The sequence below is a fragment of the Ferrigenium straubiae genome (assembly GCF_051257895.1).
In the GTDB taxonomy this organism is placed as follows: Bacteria; Pseudomonadota; Gammaproteobacteria; order Burkholderiales; family Gallionellaceae; genus Gallionella; species Gallionella straubiae.
Window position 1 is genome coordinate 1252396 of the sequence record NZ_CP194331.1, and the last position, 24366, is coordinate 1276761.

Genomic DNA, 24366 nt, shown 5'->3' on the forward strand with positions numbered 1-24366 from the left:
CAACCTCCCTGACGATGAAGTTAACATTCATAAAGCTTACCGAACGGGCATGGTAGTAATAAAAACCTTACCAGTCAATAAGTTCTACAAATACCGCTTACCCAGATTGACGCTCTTTCTCCGAGGGGTTAGGGTTCGCAACCTCCATTTTTTTCGCACGTAAATCCATGAAGTATCTCAAATCCGAATTCCCGATTGCCATCGCCCTGGCCGTGCTGCTGCTGGGCTTCTCGCTTGAACACGCCGCCGTGGAACATGGCGGCACGATGCTGTGGGGCCTGCTACTGGTGATCCTCACCGCGATCATCGGCGTCGCGTTCCGCATCGCCCACCACGCCGAGGTGCTCGCGATGCGCCTCGGCGAGCCGTACGGCACGCTGATCCTCACCCTCGCCGCGGTGTCGGTCGAGGTGGTGATCCTGATCGTGCTGCTGCAGGGCGCACCCAACCCGACGCTCGCGCGCGACACGGTGTTCGCCGCCGTGATGTTCGACATCAACGGCATCCTCGGCCTCGCGGCCATCGTCGGCGGCCTGAAACACGGCAGCACCAAATACAACATCTCCTCGGCCAACTCCTTCATCGCGATGCTGCTGGTCGCCATCGGCGTCGGCATGTTCATCCCGGATTTCGTGCCGGAACATCAATGGCGGATTTACTCGGTCTTCTCCATCGGCATCATGGCGATCATGTACCTGGCCTTTCTGCGCCTGCAGACCGTGGAGCACCGCAACTTTTTCGAATACAGCGCCGGCGAGGAGGAAGAAGCCCACGACCTCGCGCACAGCCCGAACAGCCTGCATGTCGCGGTGATGCTCGGCGCGATCGTGCTGGTCGGCGTGCTCTCGGAAGTGTTGTCGGTGCTGCTGGATGCCGGGCTGGCCGGCAGCAGCCTGCCGAAGGCGATCCCGGCGGTGCTGGTGGCGCTGATCTCCGCCAGCCCGGAAATCCTCACTGCGCTCCGGGCGGCGCAGAACAACCGCATGCAGACCACCGTCAACATCGCGCTGGGCGCTTCGCTCGCCACGGTGCTGCTGACCCTGCCGGTGATCGAAGCCATCGCGCTGCTCACCGGCGAGCGCATCGAGATGGCGCTCACGCCGGTTCAGGCCGGCATGCTGCTGCTGACCTTCCTCACCGTGATGAACAACCTGCACGACGGCGAAACCAACGCCATCGAGGGCATCAGCCATTTCGCGCTGTTCGCGGCATTTATTGCGCTGGTGATGATGGGGCTGATCTAGCGGGCCGCCAGCTGCCTATCTGGCCTAAAGAAAACCGGCCGCACACAGGGAACCAATCTGCGCAAGTGCAGTCTTCTATACGCCGCGTGAATCATGCGGTTACATGAAGCGCACATTACACTTGAACCAATAAACCAAAGGGTATTCACAATGAAAAGCACCAAAAAATCTCCAAAAAATATCGCGGCTATTTTTTCAATTAGCTGCGGGCTACTCCTTGCAGGAAATGCACTGGCGCACTGCGACACACCCAATGGCCCGGTCATTCCGGAAGCAAAAGTTGCTCTGGAAAAAGGTGACATAACACCCATACTGAAATGGGTTAAGAAAGAAAACGAAGCGGAGATCAAATCTGCATTTGCGAAAACGATCGCGGTTCGCGGCAAAAGCAAAGAAGCAAGAGAATTAGCCGATCAATACTTCCTCGAAACACTCGTGCGTGTGCATCGCGCCGGCGAGGGAGCCCCGTATAGCGGCATCAAGGATGAAGCTATTGATCCGATCATCGTGATGGCCGACAAAGCTCTCGCCAATGGTTCCGCCGACGAAATGGCCAGAATGATCAGCAACCACATGACTAAGTCCATCAAAGATAAATTTGCGCGCGTACTGGAAGCAAGCAAGAACAAGGACAAAAGTATCGAGGCAGGCCGGGAGTTTGTGGAAGCCTACGTAACCTATGTGCATTATGTCGAAGGCGTGCATGCCGTTATCGCATCCTCCGGCAACCACGCTCATGCCGCACCCGCACCTGCTCCCGCTTCGGTTGCGGACGCACATAAAAATCATTGAGGCTTTACCAAAAAACCGTAATCAGATATACGGTGCAAACCATTCAACATGTCCGCCATGCGCGATGCGCATAGCGGACGGAATCGCGCAAAATGGTGGCTGCACCGTTCCTGCTGTTAACCAGCCACTTGGCAACCATCTTGGTTACCAAGTGGCACCGCTAGTGACTGCCTCGGCGGCGGCGAAGCTTCGACGCTGGCGATTTGTGCAAGCCGGCTCGCCGCTTCTTCAAGCGGTTTAAGGGATACGTCCTCTGCTGAATAGCGCTCGTAGTAGCCGAATGGATTATCAAGATCCCTGATTAACATCAGAAGATAAATCATCAGGTATGAGATCACGCCCACGAAAAACAGCGACTCATAAAGTGGCTCAATTTTGGACAATACAAGCCCTATGCAAAGAAGAATGGTGATGAGGTCGGCGAGCAAGTAGCCTGAGGAAACGAAAGACGTTTCCCGAATGGTGTGAGTACGTATAAGGGTGCGCCGGAGATTGCTTTGCTCCTGCTTCAAACGAGCCACGAGAGTTGCTTGAGACCATTGCTCTATCGCCGCGAGCTGAGGAGTTAACTCGTTCACATGCTCTAGCAATTCTGCTGTACGGTGTTTCTTGTGGAACCAGCTCAGAATATCCCGGCTCAATTGCGACAGGAGAATCAGACATGGGCCAACATTAGCTTCAGGGTTTGCCATCCGGACACCGCGCACTTCTTGGGCCAGATTCTCCAGGCATGCACTCAACTCACCGGGGATTCGCTCGCTTTCCTTGAAATCCGATAGGACACCGCTCAAAAGAAATCCCATCAAGAAGACGTTGGCAGCCACAATTCCCGAGAATAACGGATTGATGGAGATAACCTCCCATCCAAGGAAGTGGGTAATGAGTTTCGCACCTATTACCACGGCAACAAAAGCGCTTACCTGAAGCAGGAGACGATATCGGTTATTGGTATTCATGCGGTCTTTCGTTTGATTTTTCTGGTCAGTGTGGATTATCGTCATGCCTATTGCCAACTGCGCAGAAATTCCACTTTATCAGCGCTATCGTTATCTTTGCAGTCAATCTAGTGACTATCCTTTTCAAGGCAAGTTTCGAGTTATGGGAATCCATATGGTTCCGTGCTAGCATCAGCTAATATGACCTCGCTCTCTTTATTACTCTGGATTGTGTCGGCAATCGCGCTGCAACTGGCGATTTTTCTCGGCATCAGCTTCTGGTGTCATTGGCTGAATTTTCATGCCTTGCGCAGCCGCGCGGAGAATCCGGATTTTCCGGTGCAGCAAAATGAGCCGGGGGATACGAAAGAGGTTGCCGTTGCCGCCTGGACTGGTTTCCGGACGTTCCGGGTCGAGCGCAAGGTCGTCGAGAATGACGTGCAGTCGATCTGCTCGTTTTATCTGAAGCCGGAAGACGGGCAGCCGTTGCCGCCATTCCTGCCGGGGCAGTTCCTGACCTTTCGTCTCGACATGCCGGCGGCATCAGGAAGCGCCGAACAGCTTGTGCGTTGCTATTCCCTGTCTGATACGCCGCGCCCCGATTGCTACCGCGTTTCGATCAAGCGGGTACCACCTCCTGCGGGCGGCCACTTTCCGCCGGGGCGCTCATCCACATATTTTCACAATCTGGTGGCGGCGGGCAGCCTGTTGCAGGTGCGCGCGCCCGCCGGGCATTTTCATATCGATCGCAGCGATGCCCCGGTGGTGTTGATCGCCGGCGGCATCGGCATCACGCCGATGCTGAGCATGCTGAACTGGTGTCTGGCCGAGCAGCCGGGGCGCGAAGTCTGGTTGTTCTACGGCGTGCGCAATGGCCGCGAACCGGTGATGAGAGCGCATCTCGAAGCGCTGGCGGCGGCACACCCGAATTTCCATTTGCGGCTGTGTTTCAGCGACCCGCTGCCGGAAGATGCGGCAGGACGCGATTATCAGCACCGGGGGCGCGTCGATGTGGGTCTGTTGCGCATGCAATTGCCGCTCAGGCCTTACCATTTCTATATTTGTGGCCCCACCCCGATGCTGGAAAGCCTCGTGCCCGCGCTCGAAGATTGGGGGGTGCCGGATGCGCGCATCCACTTCGAGGCCTTCGGTCCGTCGTCCATCAAGCGTAGGCAACCTTCAACGGTTGCCGCGCCGCAAGCCGGGGCGATGGCTACCGAAATCGTGGTGACCTTCGCCAAATCCGGCAAGCAGTTTCCGTGGCAAACTACCGCCGGCAACCTGCTCGAATTTGCCGAGTCGCATGGCATTGCCGTCGATTCCGGATGCCGCGCCGGAAGTTGCGGCACATGCCAGACGGCGATCCGCGCGGGCGAGGTGGCCTACCGCCAGCCGCCGGATTACGATCCCGAACCCGGCACCTGCCTGCTTTGCTCTTGCACGCCGAAAACAGACGTGACTCTGGAGATATAGATGATAAGCCCGCTCTGGCGCCAACATATCCTCCCGTTCGCCTTTCTGGTCGGCCTGCTGGCGGCGGTCACGCTGGCCGGCGACTATCTGCTGCACCGGTTGAACCTGGTGTGGGTCGGCCGCTATCTGGGCATACCGGGCACGCTCCTGATCATCGCCTCGCTGATCTATTCGCTGCGCAAACGCAAATACATCAAGGCGGGTAATCCCAAGAGACTGCTGACCCTGCATGAATTCGGCACCTGGATCGGCGCGTCTCTCGTGCTGATCCACGCAGGCATCCATTTCAACGCCATCCTTCCCTGGCTGGCCACGGTGGCCATGGGGGTGAACGCGGTGAGCGGCATGGTCGGCAAGCTGCTGCTGGATCGCTCGCGCCGCCATGTGCAGGGGCAGCGCGAACACTTCCAGTTGCGCGGCATGCCGCGCCCCGACGTGGAGCAGGCGATGTTCTGGGACGCGGTTACGCTCGATGCCATGAACAAGTGGCGGAAAGTTCACATCCCGATCTTCATCGTTTTCGCGGTGCTCGCGCTGGGCCACATCTTCAGCATCTTTTTGTTCTGGGGCTGGTCATGAGCCGGATACTCAAATTCGTACTCGCCGCCAACCTGATCGCAATTGCGATTCTGGCTTTTGTCTACCCGAACCTGATGGTCGGGCCGGGCAAGCTGATCCCCGGCCACAAGCAGCTGGAGACGGACTGCTTCGCCTGCCATGCGCCGTTTCTCGGATCGGCCTCGGAACGCTGCGTCTCCTGCCATAAACCTGCCGAGATCGGACGTCTGACAACGACGGGGCAACCGGTCGCCAAGCCACTCACCTCGACCCCTTTTCACCAGAAGTTGACCACGCAGGACTGCGTGGCGTGCCACAGCGACCACGCGGGCGTGAAGCGCTTCCGGCAACAAGGCCGCTTCAATCATGCCCTGCTGCAAAAAGCGGTGCTCGATCAATGCCAGTCGTGCCACAAATCACCCACCGACTCGCTGCACAGGCAGGTTTCCGGCAACTGCGGCCAGTGTCATAACCAGAACAAGTGGACCCCAGCGACTTTCGATCACAACAAGTATTTCGTGCTCGACCGCGATCACAACGCCAGTTGCGTGACTTGCCATGAGGGCAACAACTACAGCCGCTACACCTGCTACGGCTGCCACGAGCATTCGCAGGCCAGCATACGCCGCGAACACATCGAGGAAGGCATCCGCGATTACGACAATTGCGTCGAATGCCACCGGAGCGCCGACGAGCATGACATCCGGGGTAGAGGCGGGGAAGGACAGGGCAATCGCGAAGGCGGGCATGGCCGCAAAGAGCACGACGACGATTGAAAACGGGGCGGCGACCGCTCGCTACGTTTTTTTCAAGGCACTCCGTTTTACTTGTCGAACAGCCCCTTGAGCGCCGCTCCCGCACCGACCACTGCCCCGCCCACGCCGGTAATCACCGCCGTCTTGGCGAGCGTAATGGCCAACTGGGTGTTCAGTTCCGCGACGATAGCCTTGACCACCTGTGCGGTGGTCGCGCCGCCGGTCTTCTTGCCGACGTTACGCAACTCGATGTCCGGCAGCTTGAGCTCGATCATGTCGTTGTAATTGACCTTGGCGTTGCGGATGACGAAGGATTCGATGATCATCTTCTTGCTGCTGTCCTGTTTGGGTTTCTCGCCCTTGTCGCCCTTCGCGCCGAGATACGCTTCGACATTGCGCTGGATGGCGTCGAAATTGGTGATATCACCGGCCTTCTCGTAGCCGATCTGCGGCGCATCGATCAATATCTTGCGGATCACGATCACGTCCCTGGCAAGGCTGGCCGGTTCGAGTTCGATCTCGACGACACCTGCCTTCAACGCATAATCGGACTTGAAGCCCTTGGGATTGCCGAGGAAAAACCCGGATAACGCACCGCGCCCGTCAGTCGCCAAAATCTCGACCCTGCTGACCTTCACGGCAGCTTGCGTCATCTCCGGCCCGAATTCCTCGACGGCCAGCTTGACCAGCCTGCCGATCGGGTTTTGCAGCACAAAGTAGGCCGCAACGGCGGCGGCGGCCAGCACGGCGACAATGACGAGTATCTTTTTCATGGCTGCTCCGGTCTGTATTCGATGCGTGAAAAGTTATACGTCCTGGTAACGCTGCCGCAACGCGACGCGCTTGAGATAGGCCTCGCGCGCGATCTGCACGTCCTCCAGAAAATACGGCAACTCCTTGAGCAGCAACGCCTGCGGGCCGTCCACCAGTGCCTTGGGCGGCGCGGGGTGAAAATCCACCAGCACCATGTTGGCGCCGGCCAGCACGCCCTGTGCGGTGACATGCAGCGTATCGAGGATGCCGTCGGGCGAGGCCTGCCGCGAGCCGACCGAGTGCGACGGATCGACGCATACCGGCATGCGCGTGAGCCGCTTCACCACCGGCACATGCGCGAAGTCCACCAGGTTGCGGTGCGGGTCGCCCATGTTGGTCTTCATACCGCGCAGGCCGAACACCACGTTGCGGTTGCCTTCCGAAGCCAAGTATTCCGCCGCGTTCAGCGATTCGTCCAAGGTGATGCCGAAACCGCGCTTGAGCAGCACCGGCATCTCGGTCTGCCGTCCGACGATCTTCAGCAGCTCGAAATTTTGCGTGTTGCGCGTGCCGATCTGCAGCATCACGCCGGTCGGGTTGCCGGTCTGACGCAGCGCCTCGCGGATCTCGTCGAGGTGCGATTCGTGGGTGATCTCCATCGCGATCACCCTGATGCCGTATTTGCCCGCCAGCTCGAACACATAGGGCAGGCAGTTCTTGCCGTGCCCCTGGAAGGCATACGGGCTGGTGCGCGGCTTATAGGCGCCCATGCGCGTGCATACCTGTCCGTGGTCGGCCACCGCCTTCATCATCAGCTCGACATGCTCGCGGTTGTCCACCGCGCACAGCCCAGCGAACACGTTAAGCGTGTCCTGCCCGAAGCGCACGCCGTTGTACTCGAAATGCGTGGTCCGCTGGTCATCCTTGTGTCGCCCGAGGATGCGGTACTCCTCGGAAACCCGCACCACGCGCTCGACGCAGGGCAGGCTTTGCATATCGTCGATATCGAGCAGCTTGGTATTGCCGATCAGGTAGATTTCGGTGAGCGTCTGCTCGCTGCCGCGCTCGACATGCACGCGCGTCTGGATGCCCTGCAGCGTCGCGAGGTGCGCGAGCAACTGCCGGTATTCCGGTGACTGTTCGCCGGTGTTGGAACTGAGGATCAGGATCATGATTTATTCCCCCGAAATTATTTGCCCAGCAGGATCGCCGACTGTGCCGGCCACTGTGCCGCCGGATCGCGCGCGAAGCCGCTCTTGGCGAACTGCTGCCAGCGGCCGAGCACGTAGCACACCAGCAGGTTGGCGTGCGCGCCCACGTCCGCCGACTCGCCCATCTCGCCCTGCGTCGCGGCCATGCGCAATGACTGCTTGAGCGTCGCCTCGATGCGGTCCAGCATCTGGTTGATGCGCTGCTGCAGGCGCTCGTCCTCGTTCACCAGGGCGTCGCCAGTCAGCACGCGCGTCATGCCGCGGTTCTTCTGCGCGAAGCCGAGCAGCATCGCCACCACTGCCTCGGCCTGCTGCAGGCCGCTCTTCTCTTCCTGGGTGATCTTGTTGATGAGGCCGAACACGGTCTGCTCGATGAACTCGATTAGCCCCTCGAACATCTGCGCCTTGCTGGCGAAATGGCGGTACAGCGCCGCCTCGGAAAGCTCCAGCTTCGCCGCCAGTGCAGCCGTGGTGATCTTCTCGCCCTTGGGCTGCTCCAGCATCTGCGCCACGGTTTGCAGGATTTGCAGCTTTCTTTCGCCAGGTTTGCTTGCCATTTTATTCCCCCCGAATGTCCCTCTCCCGGCCTTCGGCCACCCTCTCCCGCAAGCGGGAGAGGGGCTGGGGGAGAGGGTTTGTAATCAAACGATGCGCCCCAAAATTTGCGGCAACTGCATCACATCGCGTATCTTCACGTCCACGCACGGCGCGCTCTTGCTGCCGGCCGTCACCCACACCGTGCGCATCCCCAGCCGTTTGGCCGCGTACAGGTTTTCCAGGCTGTCCTCGACCATCACGCATTGCGCCGCCGCGACACGTTGTTGCCGCAGCAGGCGCAGAAAGCCGGATCTGTCCGGCTTGGGGCGGAAGCGCGTCTGCTCCACCGCCATCACGTCGTCGAACAGGTCCGCCACGCGCAGCAGCCTCAGCACCTCCCGGGCATAGCGCTGTGGTGCGTTGGAAAACACCACTTTCCTGCCCGGCAGCGCCTTCAGCACATGGCGCAGGCGCGGCTCGCGCAGCACCATCCGTTCCAGCGCCGGGAACTGGTGGGTATGCCACAGGAAATGCTCCGGCTTCGTGCCGTGATGGCGCATCAGTCCGGTGAGCGTCGCCCCGTAGCGCCGCCAGTAGTGCATGCGCAATGCATTCGCCGCCGCCTCGTCCAGTTGCAGGTGCTCTTGCAGATAGGCCGTCATGCTGCGGTTGATATGCGGAAAGATATGCGGCGTCGCGTTGTGTAACGTGTTATCTAAATCAAAAATCCACAGCGGAGAAGTCACACCCTACTTGCTCTTGATCAGCGTGCCGACACCCTCGTCGGTCAGGATTTCCAGCAGCAGCGCGTGTTCCACGCGGCCGTCGATGATGTGCACCGACTTCACGCCGCTGCGCGCCGCATCCAGCGCCGACCCTATCTTGGGCAGCATGCCGCCGGACAATGTGCCGTCTGCAACCAACTCGTCGATCTGCTTCGGGGTCAGCCCGGTCAGCAGGTTGCCGTCCTTGTCCAGCACGCCCGGCGTATTGGTCAGCAATACGAGTTTTTCCGCCTTGAGCACTTCGGCCAGCTTGCCCGCCACCAGGTCGGCGTTGATGTTCAGCGTCTCGCCGTCGGGTGCTACGCCGATCGGGGCAATCACCGGGATGAAATCGCCGGAATCGAGGAAGGTGATGATGGCGGGATCGATCCGCGTGATCTCGCCGACCAGCCCGATGTCCAGCATCTTGCCCGGCTCGTCCTTGCTCTCCAGCATCATTTTTTCGGCGCGGATGAACGCGCCGTCCTGCCCGGTCAGCCCAACCGCCTTGCCGCCGTGCCGGTTGATGAGGTTGACGATGTCCTTGTTGACCTTGCCGAGCACCATCTCGACCACGTCCATGGTCTCCTCGTCGGTCACGCGCATGCCCTGCACGAACTCACCCTGCTTGCCGACTTTTTTCAGCAACTCGTTGATCTGCGGCCCGCCGCCATGCACGATCACCGGGTTCATCCCGACCAGCTTGAGCAGCACCACGTCGCGCGCGAAACTCTCCTGCAACTGCGGGTCGGTCATGGCGTTGCCGCCGTACTTGACCACGATGGTCTTGTCGAAGAAACGCTGGATATAGGGCATCGCCTCGGAAAGCGTGCGGGCTTTCTTGTCGGCGGCGGAAGGCGTAAGCGACATGTTTTTTCCTCGAATAATTTGCCGCGGATTGTACAACAGAAAACAAAACAGGCGGCATCAAGCCGCCCGTTTCCCGCGAAGTCTGCGCTTACTGAATGGTCAGTTTTTCGCCGATGCCGCCTTCTTGGGGCACCGCAAAAAGCTGGGCACACCCCCTGTCAGGGCGAGACTTCGACCATCACCGCGTCGTCCGACAGCCCCCGGCCTCCGCAGTATGCGCCCAGCTCCTGCCAGACGGCCTCCAGGGGCAGCCGCTCGCGGTGGATGCGCGACACCAGCGCCTCCACCCGCTGCTGGCCATACAACTCCCCTTCAGCCGGCGCCGCCTCGGTGATGCCATCCGAATACAGGTAGATGCGCGTGCCCGGATGCATTTCAACCTGCGCATGCGACTCGAAGGTGTCAGCGGATTCGCTGATGCCCAGCGGCAATCCGCTCGAACTTACCCGGTTCATGCCGTTGGCGGCATCCGGGCAGAGCACCGGCGGCAGGCCGCAATTCCAGACCATGGCCCGTTTCCGGTCGGGCGGCAACTCCAGCGCCGCAGCGGCCATGTAGAGCTGGGTGGGAAGCTGGCGGCACAGGATGCGGTTCACTTCCTCGAGGATAAGGCGCATGGCGCAACCCTCGGCGCACATGCGGTAAAAAATATACGACACCAGCGGGCCGCCAAACGCGGCGGTCAGGCCGTGGCCGGAGAAATCGCCGGCCAGCACATGCTGAGCACCGTCCGGCCGGTAGGCGGACAGGACGATGTCCCCCGTCGTCCTTTCCAGCGACGACTGGATATGCCGCACGCCGCGGCCATCGAAGGGGCTGGCCGAACGCATCCTGGAAACGATGTCTTCGAGCAGTTCCTTCTCGTCGCTGAGGATGAGGTTCTTTTCTTCCAGTTCGCGGCGCGCCTGCCGCAGGGCGAGCTGGGTCTGCACCCGCGCCTTCACGATGGCAGGCACGACCGGCTTGGTGAGGTAATCCGCCGCCCCCAGGGACAGCCCCTGCACCTCGTCCTCGGTTTCCGTCCGGGCGGTGATGAAGATGACCGGGATGGCGCGGGTCAGCGGATCGGCCTTGAGATGCCGGCATACTTCATGGCCGTCCATCTCCGGCATCATGACATCCAGCAGGATCAGGTCGGGGTGCTGCGCCGCCGCGATCTTCAGCGCGAGCTGGCCGCTGTTGGCGACCTTCACCGCGTAATCCGCACCCAGTATCCCGCGCAGCACGTCGATGTTCTCCGGCGTGTCGTCTACCACCAGGATGGCCGGCCGCGCGCCGGAGCGCTGGTTCATGCCGCCACCTCGTCGCGCTCCTGCGGCGCCTCCGCGGTATCGCGGTATTCAACCGCAATCCGCCGCACCTCCGCTTCCATGCCCATGAACAGGCGCACCAACTCGGGATCGAAGTGCTGGCCGGCCTCCTTCTCGATCAGCGCCAACGCGTCCTCGATCGGCCATGCACGCTTGTAGGGCCGCACGCAGGTCAGCGCATCGAACACGTCGGCGATCGCCACGATACGCGCGACGACGGGGATGTCCGTTCCGCTCAGGCCGTAGGGATAGCCCTTGCCGTTCCACTTCTCGTGGTGGCCGAGCGCGATCTGCCTCGCCATCTTCAGCACCTCGGCGTCATGCTCGCCGATGATGCCCGCGCCGATCTCGGGATGGCGCTTCATGATCTCGAACTCCTCGTCCGTCAGCTTGCCGGGCTTGAGCAGGATATGGTCGGGCACGCCGATCTTCCCGGTGTCGTGCATCATGGAGGCGTACATCAGGAGTTCCGCGCGCGACTCCAGGAAGCCGGCGGCGAGCCCCAGCAGCCTGCTGAAATGCCCCACCCGCGCGACATGCTTGCCCGTCTCGTTGTCGCGATAGTCGGAGGCGCGCCCCAGTTGTTTGAGCATGATCAGGTGCGTCTCCTCCAGCCGCCGGTTGCTGTGCTCCAGCTCGACGGTACGCTCCGCCACCAGCTGCTGCAGGCCGTAGCGCTGGTCGGAAAGCGCCAGGTGCGCCTGCACCCTGGCGCGCACGATGGGCGGACTGACCGGCTTGACGATGTAGTCGGCCGCGCCGAGCTCGAAGCCCAGCGCCTCGTCCTTGATCTCCCCCAGCGCGGTGACGAAGATGACCGGAATATGCCGGGTCGCCTCGTTTTCCTTGAGCTGGCGGCAGACCTCGTAGCCGTCCATGCCCGGCATCATGACGTCGAGCAGGACCAGGTCGGGCGACTGCGCCGCCGCGATCTTCAGCGCGAGCTGGCCGCTGTTGGCGACCTTCACCGTATAGTCCGCGCCCAGTATCCCGCACAGCACGTCGATGTTCTCCGGCGTGTCGTCCACGACCAGCAAGGTATTTTTTTCAGCGTTGCCCATTTCCGTTCCCCGATGATTCTGTTCCGTCTTCAGGCATTGCCCGAATTCAGCGCTGCAATGATGCGCTGCGCCTCCACCAGCGCATTCTCGTAATCGTAATCGTTCACATGCCGGTCCAGCCGGGCAAACTGCGCGGCGGCCTCCGTCCCCTTGACCTGCCTGTCTATCCGGCGCAGGGTGTCCACCGCCTCGGAGTCGAAGGCTTGCAGTTGCGCGACCAGTTGCTCCAGGAGCGTGCCGAGCTGCACGGCATCCGCACCCCCCCGGTCAGCCGCACCGGTCTGCGCCGCCCAAGCCTGCAGATAGGTTTCGGCCGAGGCGACGACCTGGGCCAGTTCCATTCCCGCGGCCGCAATCAGCTGCGGATATTTTCCGGTCTCTTCTTTCCGGATGGCATCCTCCAGTTGGCGCGCCAGACCAGACAGGGCGGCCGCCCCGACGGTTGCGGCGATGCCCTTCAGCGTATGCGCGAGACGTTCCGCAGACTGCAGGTCGCCGGCGGCAAGCGCATCCTGTATGGACTGTACGGCCTGGTGCTGGTTGGGAATGAACTTTTCGAGCACGGTGATGTAAGTATCCTCCCCCCCCATGCCGGCAATCGCCCGGTCCGGATCGAGGCCGTAAAAAACCCCGGATACGCGCCGAGCCGCAACTGCGCCCGGCTCGACCAGCGGCGCTGCACGCTTCGTCTAGCGTGCAAGCGCGGCATACAGCACGTTATGCTGGATGGGTTTGGAGAGATAATCGCTCATGCCCGCGGCCAGGCAACGCTCGCGGTCGCCGGTCATGACGTTGGCAGTCATGGCGATGATGGGCAGCTCGGCAAGCGCGGGATCCCTCCTGATGGCGCGCGTCGCCTCCAGGCCGTCCATGTTCGGCATCTGCACGTCCATCAGCACCGCATCGAATTTCCTCTGTTTTACTGCCTCTACCGCTTCGGCGCCGTCGTTCGCGGTGCTGACCTCCATCCCGGCACGCATCAGCAGCTTGGTCGCCAGTTGCCGGTTGAGCTCGTTGTCTTCCACCAGCAGGACGCGCAGGCCGGACAGGCTCGCCAGTGCCGGCACGCTGGTCTTGCCCGTATCGACAGTGAGTTCTTCATGCTGAGAGGCGAAAGGCAGATTGAAAGCGAAAACACTGCCTTTCCCCGGCGTGCTTTCCACCCACATCGTGCCGCCCATCAACTCCACGAAACGCCGGGAGATCGCCAGCCCCAGCCCCGTCCCGCCGTACTTGCGCGTGGTGGAGGTGTCGGCCTGGCTGAACGACTGGAACAGCTTGCCGATCTGTTCGGGCGTCATGCCGATGCCGGTGTCGCGCACCGCGAAGCCCAGCACAAAATGGCCGGAATCCTGACTCTCTATCCCGATCCGCACCGTCACCTCGCCCGCCTCGGTGAATTTGATGGCGTTGCCGATCAGGTTGTTCAGCACCTGCCCCAGGCGCAACGGATCTCCGGCCAGGGCCTGCGGAATCCCCGGCTCCTTGTCGAAATGCAGTGCCAGACCTTTTTCCGCCGCGCGGATGCTGGCGATATCGGCCGCGCTGCGCAGCACCGTATCGAGCCGGAAGGGTATTTTCTCCACCTCCATTTTGCCCGCCTCGACCTTGGAGAAATCCAGGATGTCGTTGATGATGCCCAGCAGCGAGTTCGCCGAGCGGTAGACCTTCTCCAGGTAATCCTGCTGTTCGGGCTCCAGCCGGGATTGCAGGCACAGGTGGGAGAAGCCGATGATCGCATTCATCGGCGTGCGGATTTCATGGCTCATGTTGGCGAGGAACTCGCTCTTGGCGTGGTTCACGGCTTCGGCGGCGGCCATTGATTTCTTCAACTGCCGTTCGGTGCGCTTGCGTTCGGTGATGTCCTCCTTGACCGCCACAAAATAGGCGACATTTCCCTTATCGTCGCGGATCGGGGAGATGGTGGCCGCCTCGAAGTAGCTTTCACCGTTCTTCTTCTTGTTGTGGAACTCTCCCTGCCACACCTCGCCAGCGAGGATGGTTTGCCACAGCTTCTCGTAGATCCTTTGCGAAAACGTACCGGACTTGAGGATGCGCGGATTCTGGCCGATGACCTCCTCGGCGCTGTAGCCGGTCACCTCGGTGAATTTCGGGTTGACGTATTCGATCGTGCCGTCCAGATCGGTGATAACCACGCTGGCCGGGCTGGTCTCCACAGCCCTGGAGAGCTTGATCAGTTCCCTATTGGCCTTTACGCGCTCGGTAATATCCATGAAAGTGACCACTGCACCCACCACCACGCCATGATGTAACTGCGGGTGCGACCAGCATTCGACATAAAAGCCGGTGCCGTCGGCACGCCAGAACACTTCACCCTCCATGTGTGTCTCCATGCCTGACAGGAATGCCTGGTAAATCCGGCATTTTTCCATCGGATACAACGTCCCATCCATATATTTGTAGTGAATCAATTGATGCATGTTCTTGCCGATCAATTCGCCGGCATTCCGGTAGCCCAACATCTGCAGGCAAGCTGGATTGCAGAATGTGCAATTGCCCTGCATGTCGATCCCGTAAATCGCCTCGGCGGCGGAATCCAGCAACAGCCGCAGCCGCCCTTCGCTGTCGCGCAACGCCCCCTCCGCCTCTTCGCGCTCGATCTCCGCTCCGGCCCTGGCGGCGATGATTTTCAGAACATCCCTACGCATCGGTTGCTGGTCGAGCTTGTGCCGGAAGATGGCACAAAGAATGCCGTTGACCTTACCACTCCTGTCACGCGTAGGTGCGCCGGCGTAGGCCTCCGCGCCCATGTCCGCCAGATCCTTGTCCTGCGGGAACAGCCGGCTGACATTCTCGGGATACTCGCGATAGCCTTCATGGATGGCAATCTCGCAGGGGGCGCCGGGCAGCGTATATTCATAATGCTCCACCGGCTTGCCATCCAGTTGCATGCCCAGGGCACGCATCCTGTTTCCCGCCACCAGTTCGCCGACAATGACGCAATCCGCACCGAGCAATTTGCACAGATGACTGGCCGTCTCATGAAAGAACGATGCTCCGACAGCTGCAGCAGTGGTTTCGGTAATGGTGCGGAACGCGGCCTCCGTCCTCTTGCGCTCGGTGACGTCGCGCGCCGAGTTGTAGATCAGCGGGAAGCCGTCGATCTCCACCCGCGTTGCGCTGACCTCGACATCGATGATGCTGCCGTCGCGGCGACGGTGCCGGGTCTCGAATATCGGGTTGCTCGCCCCCAATGCGGCGATCCTCGCCAGCAACTCCTGTTTCGGCCACTGTGCGTTCCACTGCGTCACGTTCATGGACAGCAGCTCCAGGGCTGTGTAGCCAAGCATGCGGCAGAACGCATCGTTCACCTGCACCACGTTCCCATTGAGGTCGAAAATGTAGATGCCATCGCTGGCCGTGCGCAGCAGCATCTCGTTCTTGCGGCCGGCACGCTCTACCTCGGCTGCCGCCTGCAAGGCTTTGGCCTGCGCGGAGACCATGAACCCGGTGAACAGCGAGAGCAACAGGCTGATGACGATGCCGACGCCGGCGATGACCCTGGGATAGCCCGAATCGAATTTCTTCTCGAAGGCGGGCAGGGAGCGCACCACCACCGTCCACTTGTGTCCGGCGACTTCAAGGTGCTCGCTATGCCGGAAGCGCGCCCCGTTGTCGCGGGCGAAGCCATTGGGGTTCGAGGTGTACATCAGCATCCCTTCGGAGACCTGCTCCCCGTCGAAAATGCTGAGATCGAATCCGGTATCGCGCGTATCCAGCGTCCCGGACATCAGGTCACCCATGCGGAACACCGAAACGACCCAGCCGACGAAGCTGGCACGGCGCTCGGCAACGGTATTGCGCGGAGCGCCATGCCGGTAGACCGGCAGGACCATCACGAAGCCGTGCTGCGGGTTATCGGAAACTTCAAACAGCAGTTTCACCTTGCCGGAGGCGACAGGGTTTCCGGAATCGCGCGCCTTCTCCATGGCCAGGAGGCGCTGCCCCGGCACTGGCTCCCCGGCTCGCGGAAAATCCCGGTCGGAAAGCATGTCATAGCCGAAGACCTGCGAGTTGCGTGCGTCAAACGGCTCGGCGTAGACAACGGGCGCATAAGCGTCGCGCCTGCCCTCCGGCCAGATATTGTAGAAAGGCATGCCCTCCTTGCGCATTGCGGCGATATGCCGACTTTTTTCCGCGTCCCGCACAAACGGGGCGAAACGGATGGCTTGAATGCCCGGATAATCCTCCTTCAGCTGCAGTCTGTCGATGTAGTCGCGGAACTCGCGGCCGGTAATGAAACCGCTATGCGAAAACAGCCCGTCCACGCCGCGCATGACCTGCTCGTAGGCCTTCATGCGCTTGTTGATGCCGTCGGTGATGCCATGCACATGCGTATCGAATTCGATATGCTGGATCTGCTCGCTGTTCTGCTGCGAGTTATTCCACAGTTGATAGGTGAGCATCAGGGAAAAGGCCAGCACCAGCCCCGCCAATATCCGCGCATCCTGCCGGCTCACGCGCTGATCGAACATCGCCGGAAAAAAGCCGCTGCCGAACAGTAATATCGCTCCCAGGAATACCAGCATGGCGAGCGTGACAGGCTCGATGTGCAGGGTATCGGCAAGGCATACGCTGCCGGCCTGAAAGTGCGTGCCGAGCATCGCGGTATAGTGCATGCCAGAAATCGCCACCCCCATGATCGCCGCACCCAGCATCAGGCGCGGCAGGGGCCGCAGCCTGATGCGCCCGCCCTCATGCATCATCAGCAGCGCGCCCCATGAAGCGATAACGGCAACGGCCAGGGACAATGCGACCACCAAAGGGGTATAGCTGATCGGCGGCGACATCCTGAGCGCCGCCATGCCGGTATAGTGCATCGCACCGATGCCCAGCCCCATCAGCAGCCCGCCGGCGAATATTCGCCCGGTGCGGGGACGATCTGCGCAGCACTGTACCCAGAAACCCAGCAGCGCCGCAGCGATGGCGGGCAGGATTGAGAGCAGGGTCAGCGTCAGGTCGTAGGAGACTGGAATAGGCAGGCGAAACGCCAGCATGCCGATGAAGTGCATGCCCCAGATAGTCATTCCCAGGGTAAGGCTGCCTGTGGCCATCCACAGTTTCGCCGCGCGGTTGCTGGCAAGGCGCATCCGTTGCGCGTGGCTGATGGTGGCGAACGAGCCGATTATCGCAATCAGCACGGACAGGAGGACCAGCGGGATATTCCAGGAAATCGGCAAGGCTAATACTCGATAAGTCTGTCTTTCCGCAATGCTAACTCAAAAACCCCTGAAATTCCGAAAAAAACGGGCGGCCGCAGCCACCCGTTCCCTCGAGCCGGAATCCGGAGATCGATTCTTATTTTTGCGCCGCGCCCTTCAGCGGCCGGACTTCCGCCTGGACATCAACCTTGACGCTGCGCTTGTCGGCCATTTCGATGTTCAGCGTCAGCGGCACGGTCGCACCGGCCTTGAGCTGCGCCTTCAGGCCGTTCAGCACCAGGTGATAGCCATGCATGTTCATGTCCAGCCGCGCATTGGCCGGCAGGCTGATGGACTTGACCTCATACATCTTCATCATGCCGCCCTTGTGCTCCATGGTATGCATTTCAGCGGTCTTGGCGACGGTAGTGGAGACGCCGGTTATGGTGGCGGCCTGCTTGCTGGTGATGGACATGTACACCATCGCCATGTCCTGGCCGGGAAGCGTGGCGCGCGTCCACGCGCCTTCAACCTGGATGTCGCCCGCATGGGCGCCGACGCTCAACAACAGGGCTGCCAGCAGCCCGACGAACCGGTGAAAATTGATCATGACACTCTCCTGTTTATTATGAAGTGAAGTGGACGCACGGATTATACATGCCGGAAAACCACCTGCTTGTGGAACGCATTCTAATTGAAAGGTTCAACCCGGGGATGCGACAAAATGCCGCACGCCCCTCCCCCCGCCTCTCCGCTTACAATAGCCGTATGGACAACACGATACTCTCCTCCCTTCCCGGCCACAGCCAGTTGCGCCGCCTCGTCGCATTGCGCAGCATGGCCGTCACGGCGCAGCTCCTGACGCTCGCGGCGGTCTGGAAAATCCTGGAACTGGAACTGGATTGGCAGCCGATGCTGCTGACCATCGGCGCCCTCGCCGCAATCAATCTGTTTTCATGGCTGCGCCTGCGCAACGGCAAGCCGGTTCCCAACACCGAACTGTTCGTCCAGTTGTGCGTGGACGTGCTCGCGCTCAGCCTCCTGCTCTATTACAGCGGCGGCTCAACCAATCCCTTCGTCTCGCTCTACCTGCTGCCGCTGGTGATCGCCGCCGCAACGCTGCCGAGCCGCTACACCTGGAGCATGGCGGGGCTCACCTCCGCCTGCTACAGCGTGCTGATGTTCTATTACATTCCGCTGCCGCACAACCACCAGCATGACGGCGACAGCGCATTCAACGCGCATGTGGTAGGCATGTGGCTCGGCTTCGTCTTCAGCACGGTGGTGGTGGCCTATTTCGTGGTGAAAATGGCGCAGGCGGTGCGCAACCGCGACGAGATGCTGGTGCGCGTGCGCGAGGAAATCCTGCGCAACGAGCGCATCGTGGCACTCGGCACTCAGGCCGCCGGCGCCGCGCACGAGCTGGGCACGCCGCTGTCCACCATGGCAGTGGTGATCGGCGAATTGCAGCATGAAGCCGCAGTGCAGCCGGGGTGGCGCGATGCCTTGAACATCCTCAACGAGCAGGTGCGCGGCTGCAAGCGCATCCTCGACAAAATACTGGCCAACGCACAGGTCAGCGTGGATACCTCGCTGCAACCGGCCGACCGCCTGATGGCGGAAGTGCTGAACGAATGGCAGTTGCTGCGCCCCACTGCGCAGTACCGGTATCACAGCGACGGCGTGCAACCCGCGCCGCTCGTCAGTGTGGATGCGACGTTGCGCGCCGCGCTGATGAACCTGCTGAACAATGCCGCGGATGCGGCGCCCGCAAGCGATGCCCAGCAGGCGATCGAAATCCGCTCGCACTGGGACACCGCCAGCTTCACGCTTGAAATCCACGATCACGGGAAGGGGCTCAGCGAAGAGGCGGAACTCAAGGCCGGCTCGGCATTCTTCACCACCAAGAAGGAGGGCCACGGAATCGGCCTGTTCCTCGCCAATGCCACGCTGGAGCGCATGGGCGGGTCGGTGCGGCTGTTCAACCGCGAGCAGGGCGGCGCAACCACGGAAATCATCCTGCCGATCACGAGGGCTAGCGCATGAATGAAACACATGAAGAATCCGCCTCGATGCTGCTGGTGGACGACGACATCACTTTCTGCAAGGTATTGAAGCGCGCGATGGAAAAGCGTGGATTCAGCGTTTCCGTGGCAAACAGCGTCGAGGAAGCAATCCCCATGGCGGAAGGCAACCCGCCGGAATTCGCGGTGGTGGATCTGAAAATGGGCGGCGCGCCGGGGCTGACCTTGGTCAAGGTATTGCACCAGCTCGACCCGAATACGCGCATCGTGGTACTGACCGGTTATGCCAGCATCGCCACCGCCGTCGAGGCCATCAAGCTCGGCGCGACGCAATACCTCGCCAAACCCGCCAATGCGGATGAAATCGTCGCGGCATTCGGGCACACTGCCAGCAGCGACGTGCCGATCAAGGCGCAACCGACGCAAATCGAGAACCTGGAATGGGAGCATATCCAGCGCGTGCTGCACGAGCACGACGACAATATCTCCGCCACCGCGCGCGCGCTCAACATGCACCGCCGCACGCTGCAGCGAAAACTCGCCAAGCCGCCTTCACGCTCCGAATAGCCCATAAAAAACTCACCGCGAAGATCACAGAGTTCACGAAGATTTCTCCTGAAGCGCATCGTGCCGAACACTCGGCAAAACAACTCACATTTTTTGAACGACACTTCCATTTTTTCTTCGCGGCCTTCGTGTTCTTCGTGGTTTAAGGATAAATCCCCCTCGCGATTTTTTCCGATCTCTCGTATAGTTTGCGCCGCATCCAAAAACAAAATCAAACACACCCACCCATGACCGACGAAAGCATCCGCCTCAGGCTCAAGCAAGCACTGGCCAATCTCGATTCCCTGCCCGCCATGCCGGACACCGCGCAGAAACTGCTGGCGCTGCCGCTGGATACCGATGAAGGCGAGGCTCAGATGCTCAAGCTGATCGAGCAGGATCCGCAAATTTCCGCGAAGATAATCAGCCTGGCGAACTCTCCGGTCATGGGTATTCCGCGCAAGCTGAACAAAGTCTCCGATGCCGCGATGCTGCTCGGCCTGACCCGGGTCAAATCGGTCGCCGTCGGTATCGCCTCAATGTCCCATCTCGCCCAGTCTCCCGCAGGAAAGTACTTCAAGGCGCAGGATCTGTGGCTGCACAGCATGACCGTCGCCATCGTGATGCACACCATTGCACAAGCCATGCCGAGGGACACTCGTCCCAACGAGGACCAGATTTTCCTGACCGGGCTGCTGCACGACATCGGCTTCATGGCCCTGCACCATATCGACGCGGAGGCGAGCGACCTGCTGCATCACCAGTTGCTGGTGCAGTCTGATCGTCCCATATTGGAAGTCGAACTGGAAACCCTGGGAATCACGCACTGCTATATCGGCGCGCAACTGGGGCGGCATTGGCACCTGCCGGAAGAACTTATTACCGTGCTAGGCTACCATCATCCACCTTACGTCGAAGAAGCCGCTCCCGACAATCCGCTGGTGCGCCTGGTCAGCCTGTCCGAAAAAATTGCGCCGAACTACGGCATTGCCGAACATACCGGCGGCGAAATCCAGGAATATGAATGGGTGGAACTGGGCATCGCCCCCGCCGACGTCGAAGATATTTGCGCCCAGGCCAACGAACTTGCGGTGCAGACCGCACAATTCAGCGGCGATCTCTAGCCCGGCTTTTCGCCGGGCGAACCGCGCCTGGCCCGCATATTTCATTGTTCTTCGTGAAATTCGACGAAAAGCCTTGTGAATATTGGGATGCGTACCTGTGACGTGAAATCCAATCTGGATTGCAGCCAAAATGGAAACTAATCGAACGTAGGAGCGCAGCTTGTTGCGCGATAAAATTTCCGGCAAATCGCCCGGCGAGCCTGGCTCCTACATGGAATGCCCCGTGAAGTATGCGGGTTAGCGATGCTGGCGGCTATTCTTCCTGAAGGTGCTTGTTAATCTCGGTCAGTGCCTGGATGATATGGCGCAGTGACTGGCTGTACTCGTTCCTGAATATCGCCGCCGCACCGGCGCGGTCGCCGGCCTTCAGCTTCTCGATAATGTGCAAGCCAAACTGGTGAAATTGCCGGTGGGCTTCGCTTAATTGCCGGTGTACTTCCAGGTCGCAGAACGGCTCCAGTACCGAACCGTTGATCCAGCTTCCCAACTGGCAAATGCCGTCCTGCCCGAGCGGGGCGGAATCCAGGGATTCGCGGATATTCCCCTGCACGTGATGCCCCAGGCGGGTCTTCCACAATATGTGCGCCTCGGCTGCCGCAACGAGATTAAGCCGGCTGCGCAACTCGCGCTTGCGGGAACGATCGACCCCCAGAAAATCTTTTACGCCGCTCAACAGTGCCATCACAACCCCCCGGAATTATCTTGAGGTGCGTTTTATATGTGCTCCGAGAGGAAAGAACAATATGCACAAATACCTATATATTTCGGCCTAGTCATTTTGCGAGCCAATAGTACAGTTCCGGCGATCAAGCCGCAGATTATCGGAGATGCCCTATAATTAAGCTCCCAAGACGTCATCCAGCCATGAATATCCTCCTCCTGCTCGCCAGCCTGCTTTTGCCTGCCTCGGCCTACGCCCTGCCTCCGCAAATACCCGCCACGCTCCCGCTGGCGGCCAAGTCCTACCTGCTGTATGACTACACGAGCAGCCAGGTCCTGGTGAACCAGAACGCCGACGAGCGCATGGAGCCCGCCTCGCTGACCAAGTTGATGACTGCCTATCTGGTTTTCGATGCGCTCGGGCATGGCACGCTCCTGCCGGAGCAAAACCTGACTATCCCCGCCGCCGCGGTGCGCAATGTCAGCGGCGAATCGCGCATGCTGCTCAAAGCCGGGCAAAACGCGACCGTGGATGAACTGCTGCGCGGCCTGATCGTGCAGTCCGGCAACGATGCGGCGATCACGCTGGCGCTCCACATCGCCGGCAGCGAAACGGGATTTGTCGATATGATGAACCGGGAAGCAAAGCGGCTGGGCATGAACAACACCCACTTCACCAACCCGGTCGGCCTGCCGGATGCGCAGCATTACAGCACCGCATACGACCTCGCCCTGCTGGCCGCGGCCACCGTGCGCGACTACCCACAACACTATGCGCTGTTCGGACTGCGCGACTACACTTACAACAACGTCACCCAGGCCAACCGCAACCGCCTGCTGTGGATCGACCCCTATGCGGACGGCATAAAGACCGGGCACACCGAAACGGCCGGCTACTGCCTGGTCGGTTCGGTCAAGCGCGACGGCCGCCGCCTGATCTCGGTGCTACTCGGCGCGCCTTCCGACAACCTGCGTGCCATCGAAAGCCAGAAACTGCTGAATTTCGGCTTCCAGCATTTCGATGCGGTGCGCCTGTACCAGAAGGATCAGCCGGTCAGCAAGGTGCGCATCTGGAAAGGCACCAAAAGCCACCTCAAGATCGGCTTCCGCCAGGATCTGTTCCTGACCATCCCTAAAGGGCAGCTCGCCGAGCTCAAGGCGACGATGGAAACGCGCCAACCCATCCTCGCCCCGGTCAGCGGCGGACAGCAACTGGGCGTGCTCAAGCTGAGCCTCGCTGGCAAGCCCTATGCGGAATTCCCGCTGGTCGCGCTGGAGGACTCTTCGCTGGCAAATGTATTCTCGCGCGGCTGGGACAGCATCCGTCTGCTTTTCGAATAAGGGGATACGACAATGATCTACCTGAACGGGCAGTACATGCCCATCGAGGAAGCGAAGATTTCCGTGCTGGATCGCGGCTTCATCTTCGGCGACGGCGTGTACGAAGTAATCCCGGTGTATTCACGCCGCCCGTTCCGCCTCGGAGAGCACCTGCGCCGCCTGCAGCACAGCCTGGACGGCATCCGGCTCGCCAACCCGCATGACGAACAGGAGTGGACGCAAATCGTCGGCGAAATCATCGCACGCAATCCCGGCGAGGATCAGTCGCTGTACCTGCACATCACGCGCGGCACAGCCAGGCGCGACCACGCCTTTCCCAAGCCACCCGTCGCGCCGACGGTGTTCGTGATGAGCAATCTCCTGACCACCCCGTCCGCCGAACAGCTGGCGAACGGCATCGTCTGCATCACCGCGCCGGACAACCGCTGGCTGCGCTGCGACATCAAGGCCATCGCGCTGCTGCCCAACGTGCTGCTGCGCCAGATGGCGGTCGATGTGGGCTGCGCCGAGACCATCCTGATCCGCGACAATGAGTTCATGACCGAGGGCGCGGCGAGCAACATCTTCGCAGTGAAGCACGGCACGCTGCTCGCACCGCCCAAGGACAACCTGATGCTGCCCGGCATCACCTACGACGTGGTGCTGGAACTCGCCGCCGCCGACGGCATCCCCTGCGAGGTGCGGCGCGTGACGAAGGAGGAGGTGTTTTCCGCCGACGAGCTGCTGCTCACCTCCTCGACGAAGGAGGTGCTCGCGATCACGCAGCTCGACGGCAAGCAGGTCGGCAGCGGCCGGCCGGGCGCGATGTTCGCGCGGCTGCATGCGCTGTACCAGGATTTCAAACGCGACGTGATGCGTGCCGCATGAGCGAATTGCCCGAAAACAAGCTGACCGACAGCCTGCTCGAATATCCCTGCGAATTCCCGCTGAAGATATTCGGCCTGCAGCAGGCGGGCTTCGCGCAGGCCGTACTGGAAGTCGTGGTACGCCACGACCCTGATTTCCAGGCCGGCAGCATGGAAATGCGCGCCAGCAAGAATGCCCGTTACCTCAGCCTGACCTGCACCATCCGCGCCACCTCGCGCGAGCAGCTCGACGCGCTCTACCGGGAGCTGTGCGACCATCCATCGGTCGTGATGGTGCTATGAGCGGGGAAGGGAGAAGGGAGAAGGGAGAAGGGGAAAATCATGCGGCTCTCTCCCACCTTTCGCCGCCGGTCATCCACACGCTCGGCCTGGTCGAATAC

At 60.7% G+C, this 24366-nt stretch carries 23 protein-coding genes; 11 read left to right on the forward strand and 12 right to left on the reverse strand.

What is annotated here, in order from left to right; translation table 11 throughout:
* The first annotated feature begins 167 nt into the window (after positions 1-167).
* On the forward strand, positions 168-1244 hold the full coding sequence (locus tag ACRRNM_RS05865) for a calcium:proton antiporter (RefSeq protein ID WP_435627306.1): 1077 nt from the start codon (positions 168-170) through the stop codon (positions 1242-1244).
* A 150-nt stretch (positions 1245-1394) separates the two neighbouring features.
* Positions 1395-2036, forward strand: a complete 642-nt coding sequence (locus ACRRNM_RS05870; protein ID WP_435627307.1) for a DUF6448 family protein — start codon at positions 1395-1397, stop codon at positions 2034-2036.
* A 116-nt stretch (positions 2037-2152) separates the two neighbouring features.
* On the opposite strand, the gene ACRRNM_RS05875 is transcribed toward ACRRNM_RS05870, so the two are convergent.
* Entirely contained in the window at positions 2153-3037 is an 885-nt protein-coding gene (locus ACRRNM_RS05875; RefSeq protein ID WP_435627308.1) for a hypothetical protein, read from the reverse strand.
* A gap of 135 nt (positions 3038-3172) precedes the next feature.
* Here ACRRNM_RS05875 and ACRRNM_RS05880 point away from each other — a divergent pair, with 135 nt between their 5' ends.
* From ACRRNM_RS05880 to ACRRNM_RS05890, 3 genes are read left to right on the forward strand one after another with little or no spacing between them, the layout of a single operon-like run.
* Positions 3173-4444: a 2Fe-2S iron-sulfur cluster-binding protein gene (locus ACRRNM_RS05880; protein ID WP_435627309.1), complete on the forward strand. Its 1272-nt coding sequence runs from the start codon at positions 3173-3175 to the stop codon at positions 4442-4444.
* Positions 4445-5023 carry a hypothetical protein gene (locus tag ACRRNM_RS05885; protein ID WP_435627310.1) on the forward strand — a complete coding sequence of 193 codons (579 nt, stop codon included), beginning with the start codon at positions 4445-4447 and terminating at the stop codon, positions 5021-5023. It begins immediately after the preceding gene.
* Positions 5020-5778 carry a class III cytochrome C family protein gene (locus ACRRNM_RS05890; protein WP_435627311.1) on the forward strand — a complete coding sequence of 253 codons (759 nt, stop codon included), beginning with the start codon at positions 5020-5022 and terminating at the stop codon, positions 5776-5778. Before ACRRNM_RS05885 ends, ACRRNM_RS05890 begins: the two co-directional genes overlap by 4 nt.
* A gap of 47 nt (positions 5779-5825) precedes the next feature.
* Here ACRRNM_RS05890 and ACRRNM_RS05895 read toward each other — a convergent pair whose 3' ends face one another.
* From ACRRNM_RS05895 to ACRRNM_RS05940, 10 genes are all read right to left on the reverse strand, one after another.
* A complete protein-coding gene (locus ACRRNM_RS05895) occupies positions 5826-6530 on the reverse strand; it encodes a hypothetical protein (RefSeq protein ID WP_435627312.1) in 705 nt (234 codons plus the stop codon).
* 33 nt (positions 6531-6563) lie between these two features.
* The gene (locus ACRRNM_RS05900) at positions 6564-7682 is read right to left on the reverse strand and encodes a 3-deoxy-7-phosphoheptulonate synthase (protein WP_435627313.1); all 1119 of its coding nucleotides are present in this window, start codon (positions 7680-7682) and stop codon (positions 6564-6566) included.
* A gap of 17 nt (positions 7683-7699) precedes the next feature.
* Complete coding sequence (gene slmA / locus ACRRNM_RS05905; protein ID WP_435627314.1) at positions 7700-8278, reverse strand: nucleoid occlusion factor SlmA; 579 nt, start codon at positions 8276-8278, stop codon at positions 7700-7702.
* Between the two features lie 84 nt (positions 8279-8362).
* Positions 8363-9004 carry a pyrimidine 5'-nucleotidase gene (locus ACRRNM_RS05910; protein WP_435627315.1) on the reverse strand — a complete coding sequence of 214 codons (642 nt, stop codon included), beginning with the start codon at positions 9002-9004 and terminating at the stop codon, positions 8363-8365.
* Between the two features lie 3 nt (positions 9005-9007).
* Entirely contained in the window at positions 9008-9892 is an 885-nt protein-coding gene (gene argB, locus ACRRNM_RS05915; RefSeq protein WP_435627316.1) for an acetylglutamate kinase, read from the reverse strand.
* Positions 9893-10050: 158 nt separating this feature from the next.
* On the reverse strand, positions 10051-11184 hold the full coding sequence (locus ACRRNM_RS05920) for a SpoIIE family protein phosphatase (RefSeq protein ID WP_435627317.1): 1134 nt from the start codon (positions 11182-11184) through the stop codon (positions 10051-10053).
* Positions 11181-12263 carry an HD-GYP domain-containing protein gene (locus ACRRNM_RS05925; RefSeq protein ID WP_435627318.1) on the reverse strand — a complete coding sequence of 361 codons (1083 nt, stop codon included), beginning with the start codon at positions 12261-12263 and terminating at the stop codon, positions 11181-11183. The genes ACRRNM_RS05920 and ACRRNM_RS05925 overlap by 4 nt, the downstream gene beginning before the upstream one ends.
* A gap of 29 nt (positions 12264-12292) precedes the next feature.
* Complete coding sequence (locus ACRRNM_RS05930; protein WP_435627319.1) at positions 12293-12853, reverse strand: Hpt domain-containing protein; 561 nt, start codon at positions 12851-12853, stop codon at positions 12293-12295.
* A 99-nt stretch (positions 12854-12952) separates the two neighbouring features.
* Positions 12953-17464 (reverse strand): PAS domain S-box protein, encoded by a 4512-nt coding sequence (locus tag ACRRNM_RS05935; protein ID WP_435627320.1) that lies wholly within the window; start codon positions 17462-17464, stop codon positions 12953-12955.
* Between the two features lie 118 nt (positions 17465-17582).
* Positions 17583-18035, reverse strand: coding sequence for a copper chaperone PCu(A)C (locus ACRRNM_RS05940; RefSeq protein ID WP_435627321.1), 453 nt, complete (start codon positions 18033-18035; stop codon positions 17583-17585).
* A 158-nt stretch (positions 18036-18193) separates the two neighbouring features.
* Between ACRRNM_RS05940 and ACRRNM_RS05945 the strand changes: the two genes are divergently transcribed.
* The 3 genes from ACRRNM_RS05945 (at position 18194) to ACRRNM_RS05955 (ending at position 21119) form a co-directional block, all read left to right on the forward strand.
* Complete coding sequence (locus ACRRNM_RS05945; RefSeq protein WP_435627322.1) at positions 18194-19471, forward strand: ATP-binding protein; 1278 nt, start codon at positions 18194-18196, stop codon at positions 19469-19471.
* Positions 19468-20016 (forward strand): response regulator transcription factor, encoded by a 549-nt coding sequence (locus tag ACRRNM_RS05950; protein ID WP_435627323.1) that lies wholly within the window; start codon positions 19468-19470, stop codon positions 20014-20016. The genes ACRRNM_RS05945 and ACRRNM_RS05950 overlap by 4 nt, the downstream gene beginning before the upstream one ends.
* 227 nt (positions 20017-20243) lie before the next feature.
* Complete coding sequence (locus tag ACRRNM_RS05955; RefSeq protein ID WP_435627324.1) at positions 20244-21119, forward strand: HDOD domain-containing protein; 876 nt, start codon at positions 20244-20246, stop codon at positions 21117-21119.
* Positions 21120-21372: 253 nt separating this feature from the next.
* Here ACRRNM_RS05955 and ACRRNM_RS05960 read toward each other — a convergent pair whose 3' ends face one another.
* Complete coding sequence (locus ACRRNM_RS05960) at positions 21373-21801, reverse strand: CZB domain-containing protein (RefSeq protein WP_435627325.1); 429 nt, start codon at positions 21799-21801, stop codon at positions 21373-21375.
* A gap of 182 nt (positions 21802-21983) precedes the next feature.
* On the opposite strand from ACRRNM_RS05960, the gene ACRRNM_RS05965 reads away from it, so the two are divergent.
* The 3 genes from ACRRNM_RS05965 to ACRRNM_RS05975 are packed head-to-tail and all read left to right on the forward strand — an operon-like array spanning position 21984 to position 24268.
* Entirely contained in the window at positions 21984-23120 is a 1137-nt protein-coding gene (locus ACRRNM_RS05965) for a D-alanyl-D-alanine carboxypeptidase family protein (protein ID WP_435627326.1), read from the forward strand.
* Between the two features lie 12 nt (positions 23121-23132).
* On the forward strand, positions 23133-23987 hold the full coding sequence (locus ACRRNM_RS05970; RefSeq protein WP_435627327.1) for a D-amino acid aminotransferase: 855 nt from the start codon (positions 23133-23135) through the stop codon (positions 23985-23987).
* Positions 23984-24268 carry a YbeD family protein gene (locus ACRRNM_RS05975; RefSeq protein ID WP_435627328.1) on the forward strand — a complete coding sequence of 95 codons (285 nt, stop codon included), beginning with the start codon at positions 23984-23986 and terminating at the stop codon, positions 24266-24268. The genes ACRRNM_RS05970 and ACRRNM_RS05975 overlap by 4 nt, the downstream gene beginning before the upstream one ends.
* The last annotated feature ends 98 nt before the right edge of the window (positions 24269-24366 follow it).

What these genes read in the sequence shown, in the direction of transcription:
- ACRRNM_RS05975 (WP_435627328.1), top strand. Translation starts at nt 23,984, where the DNA reads ATGAGCGAATTGCCCGAAAACAAGCTGACCGACAGCCTGCTCGAATAT.
- ACRRNM_RS05870 (WP_435627307.1), top strand. Translation starts at nt 1,395, where the DNA reads ATGAAAAGCACCAAAAAATCTCCAAAAAATATCGCGGCTATTTTTTCA.
- ACRRNM_RS05895 (WP_435627312.1), bottom strand. Translation starts at nt 6,530, where the DNA reads ATGAAAAAGATACTCGTCATTGTCGCCGTGCTGGCCGCCGCCGCCGTT.
- ACRRNM_RS05900 (WP_435627313.1), bottom strand. Translation starts at nt 7,682, where the DNA reads ATGATCCTGATCCTCAGTTCCAACACCGGCGAACAGTCACCGGAATAC.
- ACRRNM_RS05880 (WP_435627309.1), top strand. Translation starts at nt 3,173, where the DNA reads ATGACCTCGCTCTCTTTATTACTCTGGATTGTGTCGGCAATCGCGCTG.
- ACRRNM_RS05885 (WP_435627310.1), top strand. Translation starts at nt 4,445, where the DNA reads ATGATAAGCCCGCTCTGGCGCCAACATATCCTCCCGTTCGCCTTTCTG.
- ACRRNM_RS05970 (WP_435627327.1), top strand. Translation starts at nt 23,133, where the DNA reads ATGATCTACCTGAACGGGCAGTACATGCCCATCGAGGAAGCGAAGATT.
- ACRRNM_RS05940 (WP_435627321.1), bottom strand. Translation starts at nt 18,035, where the DNA reads ATGATCAATTTTCACCGGTTCGTCGGGCTGCTGGCAGCCCTGTTGTTG.
- ACRRNM_RS05930 (WP_435627319.1), bottom strand. Translation starts at nt 12,853, where the DNA reads ATGGGGGGGGAGGATACTTACATCACCGTGCTCGAAAAGTTCATTCCC.
- ACRRNM_RS05865 (WP_435627306.1), top strand. Translation starts at nt 168, where the DNA reads ATGAAGTATCTCAAATCCGAATTCCCGATTGCCATCGCCCTGGCCGTG.
- ACRRNM_RS05920 (WP_435627317.1), bottom strand. Translation starts at nt 11,184, where the DNA reads ATGAACCAGCGCTCCGGCGCGCGGCCGGCCATCCTGGTGGTAGACGAC.
- ACRRNM_RS05925 (WP_435627318.1), bottom strand. Translation starts at nt 12,263, where the DNA reads ATGGGCAACGCTGAAAAAAATACCTTGCTGGTCGTGGACGACACGCCG.
- ACRRNM_RS05890 (WP_435627311.1), top strand. Translation starts at nt 5,020, where the DNA reads ATGAGCCGGATACTCAAATTCGTACTCGCCGCCAACCTGATCGCAATT.
- ACRRNM_RS05875 (WP_435627308.1), bottom strand. Translation starts at nt 3,037, where the DNA reads ATGACGATAATCCACACTGACCAGAAAAATCAAACGAAAGACCGCATG.
- ACRRNM_RS05945 (WP_435627322.1), top strand. Translation starts at nt 18,194, where the DNA reads ATGGACAACACGATACTCTCCTCCCTTCCCGGCCACAGCCAGTTGCGC.
- slmA (WP_435627314.1), bottom strand. Translation starts at nt 8,278, where the DNA reads ATGGCAAGCAAACCTGGCGAAAGAAAGCTGCAAATCCTGCAAACCGTG.
- ACRRNM_RS05965 (WP_435627326.1), top strand. Translation starts at nt 21,984, where the DNA reads ATGAATATCCTCCTCCTGCTCGCCAGCCTGCTTTTGCCTGCCTCGGCC.
- ACRRNM_RS05955 (WP_435627324.1), top strand. Translation starts at nt 20,244, where the DNA reads ATGACCGACGAAAGCATCCGCCTCAGGCTCAAGCAAGCACTGGCCAAT.
- ACRRNM_RS05960 (WP_435627325.1), bottom strand. Translation starts at nt 21,801, where the DNA reads ATGGCACTGTTGAGCGGCGTAAAAGATTTTCTGGGGGTCGATCGTTCC.
- argB (WP_435627316.1), bottom strand. Translation starts at nt 9,892, where the DNA reads ATGTCGCTTACGCCTTCCGCCGCCGACAAGAAAGCCCGCACGCTTTCC.
- ACRRNM_RS05950 (WP_435627323.1), top strand. Translation starts at nt 19,468, where the DNA reads ATGAATGAAACACATGAAGAATCCGCCTCGATGCTGCTGGTGGACGAC.